Origin of the sequence: Micromonospora maritima, from assembly GCF_902825405.1 — a bacterium.
Taxonomy (GTDB): Bacteria; Actinomycetota; Actinomycetes; order Mycobacteriales; family Micromonosporaceae; genus Micromonospora; species Micromonospora maritima.
This window is the reverse complement of the sequence record NZ_CADEAU010000240.1, coordinates 1-8199: the sequence shown is the minus strand read 5'-3', so window position 1 is coordinate 8199 and position 8199 is coordinate 1. Positions and strand designations below refer to the sequence as shown.

The 8199-nt window shown below is 74.2% G+C and carries 5 protein-coding genes and 1 pseudogene; 4 read left to right on the top strand and 2 right to left on the bottom strand.

What is annotated here, in order from left to right; all coding sequences use genetic code 11:
* The 3 genes from HUW36_RS34540 to HUW36_RS20065 form a co-directional block, all read left to right on the top strand.
* Positions 1-1503 (top strand): PfkB family carbohydrate kinase (locus HUW36_RS34540; protein WP_246248239.1); only part of this gene is annotated, 1503 nt, incomplete at its 5' end.
* 85 nt (positions 1504-1588) lie between these two features.
* Positions 1589-2296 carry a sugar transferase gene (locus HUW36_RS20070; protein WP_174529585.1) on the top strand — a complete coding sequence of 236 codons (708 nt, stop codon included), beginning with the start codon at positions 1589-1591 and terminating at the stop codon, positions 2294-2296.
* On the top strand, positions 2293-2937 hold the full coding sequence (locus tag HUW36_RS20065) for a NeuD/PglB/VioB family sugar acetyltransferase (RefSeq protein WP_174529584.1): 645 nt from the start codon (positions 2293-2295) through the stop codon (positions 2935-2937). The genes HUW36_RS20070 and HUW36_RS20065 overlap by 4 nt, the downstream gene beginning before the upstream one ends.
* 7 nt (positions 2938-2944) lie before the next feature.
* Here HUW36_RS20065 and HUW36_RS20060 read toward each other — a convergent pair whose 3' ends face one another.
* On the bottom strand, positions 2945-4456 hold the full coding sequence (locus HUW36_RS20060; RefSeq protein ID WP_174529583.1) for a deoxyguanosinetriphosphate triphosphohydrolase family protein: 1512 nt from the start codon (positions 4454-4456) through the stop codon (positions 2945-2947).
* A 46-nt stretch (positions 4457-4502) separates the two neighbouring features.
* Entirely contained in the window at positions 4503-5765 is a 1263-nt protein-coding gene (locus HUW36_RS20055) for a nucleotide sugar dehydrogenase (RefSeq protein ID WP_174529582.1), read from the bottom strand.
* 142 nt (positions 5766-5907) lie between these two features.
* Between HUW36_RS20055 and HUW36_RS20050 the strand changes: the two are divergent.
* A pseudogene (locus HUW36_RS20050) lies at positions 5908-8199 on the top strand (Tex family protein); the annotation flags it as partial.

Here is an 8199-nt window from a genome sequence, read left to right as displayed (position 1 = left end):
GCCCGTCTGGCCGACCTGCTGGCCGCCGCCGGGGTCGACGTCTACCCGGTGCACCTGCCCGGCGCCACCGCCGAGAAGATCCGGCTGCGCTCCGGCGGCCAGACGCTGCTGCGGCTCGACCGGGGCGGCGACCCGCAGGCGCCCGGTGAGCCGTCGGAGGCGGTACGGGAGCTGCTCGGCCGGGCCCGCGCGATCCTGGTCAGCGACTACGGCCGGGGGCTGCTGCGGCAGCCGACGCTCCGTGCCGAGCTGGCCCGGTCCGCCGCCCCGGTGGTCTGGGACCCGCACCCCCGGGGTGCCGCCGCCGTACCCGGCACCCGGCTGGCCACCCCGAACCTCGATGAGCTGCGCCGACTCACCGGCGACGCGGGCGGCGATTCCCGGCTCTCCACGGCCACCCGCGCCGGGCAGGAGCTGCGCCACCGCTGGCGGGTCGGCGCGGTCGCGGTGACGACAGGCCCGGACGGGGCGGTGCTCTGCCACGGCGGGGGGAGCCCGGTGGTGGTGCCGCCGACGTCCGTGCCGGACCACGTGGCGGACACCTGCGGCGCCGGGGACCGGTTCGCGGCCACGGCCACGCTGGCGCTGGCCCGGGGCGCCGGGCCGCGCGGCCTGTCCGGCATGCCGGAACGGCGCGACCTCGACGGGGTGCCGCTGCTGCGCCCGGCCGACCCGACCCCGTCCGATCCGGCCCGCGAGCTGAACGCGATCTGGTACGGGCACGCGTCGACGCTCGTGGAGATCGAGGGGCACCGGGTGCTGCTCGACCCGGTCTGGAGCGACAGGTGCTCGCCGTCGGCGCTGGTCGGCCCGCGACGCATCCACCAGCCGCCGGTCCGGCTGGACGAACTGCCCCCACTCGACGCCGTGCTGATCTCGCACGACCACTACGACCACCTCGACATGGCCACGGTGCGCGGGCTGCTCGACCACCAGTCCGCGCCGTTCCTGGTGCCGCTGGGCGTCGGCGCCCACCTGGACCGGTGGGGCGTCCCGCAGGAGCGCATCGTCGAGCTGGACTGGTCGGAGAGCCACCGGGTCGGCGGGCTCACCGTCACCGCCACCGCCGCGCAGCACTTCTCCGGGCGCGGCCTGCGCCGCGACGGCACCCTCTGGAGTTCCTGGGTGGTGGCGGGCGCGCACCGCAAGGTCTTCTACACCGGTGACTCCGGCTACTTCGACGGATACGCCGAGATCGGCGCCGAGCACGGCCCGTTCGACCTCACGCTCATGCAGATCGGCGCGTACGACCGGGCCTGGCCGAACATCCACATGTTCCCCGAGGAGGCGGTCGCCGCCCACCTCGACGTCCGGGGCGATCTGCTGGTGCCGGTGCACTGGGGCACCTTCAACCTGGCCCTGCACGACTGGTCGGAGCCGGTGGACCGGCTGTGGGCCGAGGCGAAGGCCCGGGACGTCCGGCTGGCCGTGCCGCGCCCGGGTGAGCGGGTGGTGGTCGACGAGCCGCCGGCGGTGGACGGCTGGTGGCAGGCGATCGCCTGAGACGCGCCGAAAAAACCGGACAAGGCTTCCTTCTGCGCATATTTGCGTACTCTGTTCGCTGACGAGTCAGCGGCCGGAGGACAGCATGCAGGTTCGCCTCTCCCCAGGCGTGGAAGACCAAGCCCCCTCGACGACCCGCTCGCACCGCGACCGCGGCGCGGCCGTCAAACGCGGCGTCGACGTCGTCGTCGCGCTGACGGCCCTACTCGTGACGGCGCCGATCCTGGCCGCGGTCGCGGTCGCGGTGCTGATCGGCCTGGGCCGACCGGTGCTCTTCCGGCAGCGGCGGATCGGCCGGTACGGCCGGGAGTTCACCATCCTGAAGTTCCGCTCCATGGCCGGCGGAAGCGGTACCTTCTCCCCCGGCGACGACCAGGCGCGGCTGACCCCGCTGGGCCGGTGGCTGCGGGCCACCAGCCTGGACGAGCTGCCCAGCCTCTGGAACATCCTGCGCGGCGACATGAGCCTCGTCGGGCCCCGCCCGTTCCCGACCAGCTACCGCGACCTGTACACCGCCGAGCAGTTCCGCCGGCACGACGTCCGGCCGGGGCTCACCGGGCTCGCACAGGTCAACGGCCGCAACGAACTCGACTGGGCGGAGCGGTTCGCCTACGACCTGCGCTACGTCGACAACTGGAGCCTGCGCCTCGACGCCCGCATCCTGGCGCGGACCGCGGTGGCCGTGCTCCGCCGACAGGGCATCAGCGCGCCGGGCGCCGCCACCGCGCACGAGTTCCGGGGCACCGCCGCGGAACGGCAGGTGCCGGCGACCGCGGGACGCGGGTCCCGGTGACCCTCGACCTCGTCGTCGTCGGCTGCGGCGGCCACGGTCGGGAGATCGCCCAGATCGTGGCGGCGGTCAACGACGCCTCCGCCCGGCCGCCGTGGCGGCTGGTCGGCTTCGTCGACGACAACCCGTCGGAGCGCAACCGCAAGCGCGCCGAGGCGACGGGCGCCGCATACCTCGGCACCGTGGCCGCGCTCGCGCAGCTGCCGCCCGAGACCCACGTCGTGCTCGGCCTCGGCGACCCCCGGGTACGGCGGACGGTGGCCGCGCGGGCCGACACGTACGGCAGGCCGGTGGCGAGTCTGGTGCACCCGGACGCGACGGTCGGCCCCGACCTCGTGTCGGCCGAGGGCCTGGTGGTGTTCGCCGGCGGCCGGATCACCACCAACGTCACCGCCGGCCGGCACCTGCACGTCAACCAGAACGCCACCCTCGCCCACGACTGCGTGGTCGGCGACCACGTCTCCCTGCACCCGCTCGCGGCCGTGTCGGGCGACTGCCGCCTCGACACTGCCGCGCTGATCGGCGCGGGCGCGGTGGTGTTGCCGGGCCTGCGGGTCGGCGCCGGCGCGACGGTCGGCGCGGGCGCCTGCGTGGTACGGGACGTGCCGCCGGACCTCGTGGTCAAGGGTGTGCCCGCCCGCTGAGGCGGCCTCAGAGCACGAAGGCGTCCGTCCACAGGGCCCCGGAGCGGCCGGACAGCGCGTCCAGCATCGCCACCGCCTGCCCGTCGGTGAGCTGCGCGACGAAGTCGACGATCGCCCGGCCCCGGGCCCGGCCGATCCGGTCCGGGGTACGCGGGTGCAGCTCCGCCTCGGCCAGCTCGACCAGGTCGTGCAGCCGGCGGGGCAGCCGGGACTCCTCCTCCGGGTCCAGCAGCCACTCCCACAGCGCCTCCACCAGCGTGCCCAGCAGCCGCGCCTGGCCGCGCTGGTGCAGGGCCAGGTCGGGGCGGGCCAGCACGAACCGGTGGTGGACGAACTTGAGCACCTGCACCTCGTGCCACTGGGCCCGGTCGAGCCGTACGTGGCCGGAGCGGACGTCCGGCTCCGGGGTGACCGTGATGGCCTCCACGAAGCGGGTGGACCAGCGGGCGGCGAACCGGGCGACGTACTGCTCCGCCTCGATCGAGCCGTCGAAGGGCAGGGCCAGCAGCCCCTCCACCAGCTCCTCCCGGACGTGCTCGACCGCGGCGGCGAACGCGTCGTCGTCGGCGATCCAGGCGTCCTTGCGGTGCAGTTGCCGGCGCAGCCGTTCGATCGCCGCCCCCGGCCGCCGGCCCGCGCCCTCCAACGCCGAGGCCGTGATCGAGCGCAGGTGCCCGTACTCGCGCTGCCAGGCCATCAGCTCCGCGGCCACCGCCCCCTGCTGGAGCACCCCGACGCGGTAGAAGTCCTCCACGTCGTGGATCGCGTACGCGATGTCGTCGGCGGTGTCCATGACGGACGCCTCCGGGGTCTGCTGCCAGTCCGGGATGCGCCCGGCGAACGGCTCCCGCGCCTGCCGCAGGTCGTCCAGCTCGGTGCGGTACGCGCCGAACTTGACCGACCCGCTGTCCGGATCGTCCGGCGGCGCCGCCGCGCCCCGGGGCGCCGGGTCGAGGTGACGGGGGTGCGGGTCCGGGTGGTCCAGCCGGGTCCACGGATACTTCAGCATCGCCGCGCGGACCGCGGCGGTCAGGTCGAGCCCGGTGGTCGCCGCGCCGCGGATCTCGGTGCTGGTGACGATCCGGTACGACTGGGCGTTGCCCTCGAAGCCGTCCGCCAGCCCGAGCCGCTGCCGGGCCAGCCGGTCCAGGACCCGCTCCCCCAGGTGCCCGAAGGGCGGGTGCCCGAGGTCGTGGGCGAGCGCGGCGGCCTCCACCACGTCCGGGTCGCAGCCGCCGAGCTTCTCCAGCAGGTCCCGGTGGGCCGGGTCGGCGGTCAGCCGCTCGGCGATCGCCCGGGCCACCTGCGCCACCTTGAGGCTGTGGGTGAGCCGGTTGTGCACCAGCAGCCCGGAGCCGCCCGGGCTGATCACCTGGGTGACGCCGTTCAGCCGGGCGAAGAACGGCGAGCCGACGATCCGGTCCCGGTCGGCCCGGAACGGGCCGGCGGCCAGGTCGCCGAGCGCCCGGGCGCTGCCCCCGAAGAGCCGCCGGGCCCGCGGATCCGCAGGTACCTCCATGATCGCCACGCTAGCGCAGCCGGCGACCCGCGGGGCACGCCGTGCCCTAGAGCCGTTCCACCATCGGCCCGGAGCACCGGTTGCGGGCGTCGAACACGTAGCGGGCGCGGCGGGAGACCATCTCGTAGTCGAAGACGTCGTGGTCGGTCGTGACGACCACCGCGTCGGCCGCGTCCACCTCCTGCTCGGTCAGCGGCACCACCAGCACGCCGCCCGGGATCTGGTGCGCCTCGGCGTGCGGCTCGGCGACCCGGACGTCCGCGCCGAGGTCGCACAGCCGCCGGGCGACGTCCACCGCCGGCGAGTCCCGCATGTCCCCGGTGTTCTTCTTGTACGCCAGGCCGAGCATCAGCAGCCGGGCGCCGTTGACGGCCCGGCCGGTCCGGTTCAGCCCGGCCATGACCCGTTGCGCCACGTGCTCGGGCATCTCGTGGTTGACGTCGTTGGCCAGCTCGATGAACCGGAACTGGCGGCCCAGTCGCCGCTTCACCTGCCAGGACAGGTAGCAGGGGTCGATCGGGAGGCAGTGCCCCCCGACGCCGGGACCCGGCCGGAACGGCATGAACCCGAACGGCTTCGTCTCGGCGGCGTCGATCGCCTGCCAGACGTCGATGCCCAGGTGGTGCGAGAGCATCGTCAGTTCGTTGATCAGGCCCAGGTTCACCTGGCGGAACGTGTTCTCGATCAGCTTGGTCAGCTCGGCGACCCGGGTGGAGGAGACCGGCACGGTCCGCTCCACGATCCGGCGGTAGAACCCGTCCACCCGCTCCAGCGAGGGCGCGTCCACGCCGGAGACCACCTTGGGGGTGTTCTCCAGCCGCCAGGTCGGGTTGCCCGGGTCGATGCGCTCCGGGCTGTACCCGAGGTGGAAGTCGCCGGGCGCGCGCAGTCCGCTGGCCGACTCCAGGAGCGGACACAGCAGCTCCTCGGTCGTGCCCGGGTAGGTGGTCGACTCGAGCACCACGGTGACGCCGGGCCGCAGGTACGGGCCGATGCCCCGCCCGGCCTGCTCCACGTAGCTCAGGTCCGGCGTGCCGTCGCGCAGCGGGGTCGGCACCGTGATCACGCAGACGTCGAAGTCGCGGGCGTCGGCGTACTCGGTGCTCGGCAGGTAGCGACCGCTGCCGAGCGCCCGCCCGAGCCGGTCAGCCGGGATGTCCTCCACGAACGACTCGCCGGAGGCGAGCCGCTTGATCCGGTCGGCGTCGACGTCCAGGCCCACCACGTCGAAGCCGGCCTCGACGGCCCGCATGGCCAGCGGAAGACCGACGTACCCCTGGCCGATGACGACTACCTTCTCAGCGCTCACCCGGGCTCCAGACACGTAGGAAATCACCTGATTGGAGGCTAGAGGGGTTTCTGAGGCCGGAAGTCCGTTTTCGGGATATCGGTCCGTCCCACCGTCGGCGCGGGAGCGGCACGGTGCGAGGCTCCCGACCGGAGCGGGCAGAATGCACGACGGAACCCACCCGAGAAGGCGGATCAGATCGTGACCCAGTCTGTGCACCAGCGGATCGCCGAGGAACTCGGCGTCGCCGAACGTCAGGTGCGGGCGGCCGTCGAGCTGCTCGACGGCGGCGCCACCGTGCCGTTCATCGCCCGCTACCGCAAGGAGGCCACCGGCCTGCTCGACGACGCGCAGCTGCGCACGCTGGAGGAGCGGCTGCGCTACCTGCGCGAGCTGGACGAGCGGCGCGCCGCCGTGCTGGAGTCGATCCGCGGCCAGGGCAAGCTCGACGAGGCGCTGGAGGCGCAGATCCTCGCCGCCGACTCGAAGTCCCGCCTGGAGGACATCTACCTGCCCTACAAGCCGAAGCGGCGGACCCGCGCGCAGATCGCCCGCGAGGCCGGGCTGGAGCCGCTCGCGGACACGCTCCTCGCCGACCCGACGCAGGACCCGAAGACGGTCGCCGCCGGGTTCGCCGACCCGGACCGGGGCGTCGCGGACGCCGCCGCCGCGCTGGACGGGGCGCGGGCGATCCTGATCGAGCGTTTCGCCGAGGACGCCGACCTGATCGGCACGCTGCGCGAGCAGATGTGGTCGCGGGGCCGGCTGGTCTCCCGGGTACGCGAGGGCCAGGAGTCCGCCGGCGCGAAGTTCGCCGACTACTTCGACTTCGCCGAGCCGTACCCGAAGCTGCCCTCGCACCGGATCCTCGCCATGCTCCGGGGCGAGAAGGAGGGCGTGCTGGAGCTGACCATGGACCCGGAGGCCGAGGGCGACGCCGGCGCGGCCACCGGCCCGAGCCGCTACGAGGCCGCCGTCGCCGGCCGCTTCGGCGTCAGCGACCGGGGACGGCCGGCCGACCGGTGGCTGGCCGACACGGTGCGCTGGGCCTGGCGCACCCGGATCCTCATCCACCTCGGCGCGGACCTGCGGATGCGGCTGTGGCAGGCGGCCGAGGAGGAGGCGGTGCGGGTCTTCGCCACCAACCTGCGCGACCTGCTGCTGGCCGCGCCGGCCGGCGCCCGCCCCACCATGGGCCTCGACCCGGGCCTGCGCACCGGCGTGAAGGTGGCAGTGGTCGACGCCACCGGCAAGGTGGTCGCCACCGACACGATCTACCCGCACGAGCCGCGCCGGCAGTGGGACGCCTCGCTGCACACGCTCGCCACGCTCGCCGCCGCGCACGGGGTCGAGCTGGTGGCGATCGGCAACGGCACCGCCAGCCGGGAGACCGACAAGCTGGCCGGTGACCTGATCAAGCAGCACCCCGAGCTGAAGCTGACCAAGGTGGTGGTCTCCGAGGCCGGCGCGTCGGTCTACTCCGCCTCCGCGTGCGCCTCGCAGGAGCTGCCCGGCCTGGACGTGTCGCTGCGCGGCGCGGTCTCCATCGCCCGCCGCCTCCAGGACCCGCTGGCCGAGCTGGTGAAGATCGACCCGCGCTCGATCGGCGTCGGGCAGTACCAGCACGACCTGTCCGAGGTGAAGCTGTCCCGCTCGCTCGACGCGGTGGTGGAGGACTGCGTCAACGCCGTCGGCGTGGACGTGAACACCGCGTCCGCCCCGCTGCTCACCCGCGTCTCCGGCATCGGCGCCGGGCTGGCCGAGAACATCGTGCTGCACCGGGACGCCAACGGGCCGTTCCGCACCCGGGCCGAGCTGAAGAAGGTGGCCCGGCTCGGGCCGAAGGCGTTCGAGCAGTGCGCCGGCTTCCTGCGCATCCCCGGCGGGGACGACCCGCTGGACTCGTCCAGCGTGCACCCCGAGGCGTACCCGGTGGTCCGCCGCATCCTCGCCTCCACCGGGCAGGACCTGCGCGCGCTGATCGGCAGGTCGGCGATCCTGCGCGGCCTGCGCGCGACCGACTTCGTCGACGACACGTTCGGCCTGCCCACCGTCACCGACATCCTGGCCGAGCTGGAGAAGCCCGGCCGCGACCCGCGCCCGGAGTTCCGCACCGCGACGTTCGTCGAGGGCGTGGAGAAGATCGGCGACCTGACGCCCGGCATGGTGCTGGAGGGCGTGGTGACGAACGTGGCCGCGTTCGGCGCATTCGTCGACGTCGGCGTGCACCAGGACGGCCTGGTGCACGTCTCGGCCATGTCGCACACCTTCGTGAAGGACCCGCGCGACGTGGTGAAGTCCGGCGACGTGGTCAAGGTCCGGGTGCTCGACGTGGACGTGCCCCGCAAGCGCATCTCGCTGACCCTGCGGCTGGAGGACGAGGCACCGACCGGCGGCGGTCGTCCCGCGGGCGGCGGTCGTCCCGCCGGCGGCGACGGCCGGCGGGAGCGCGGCG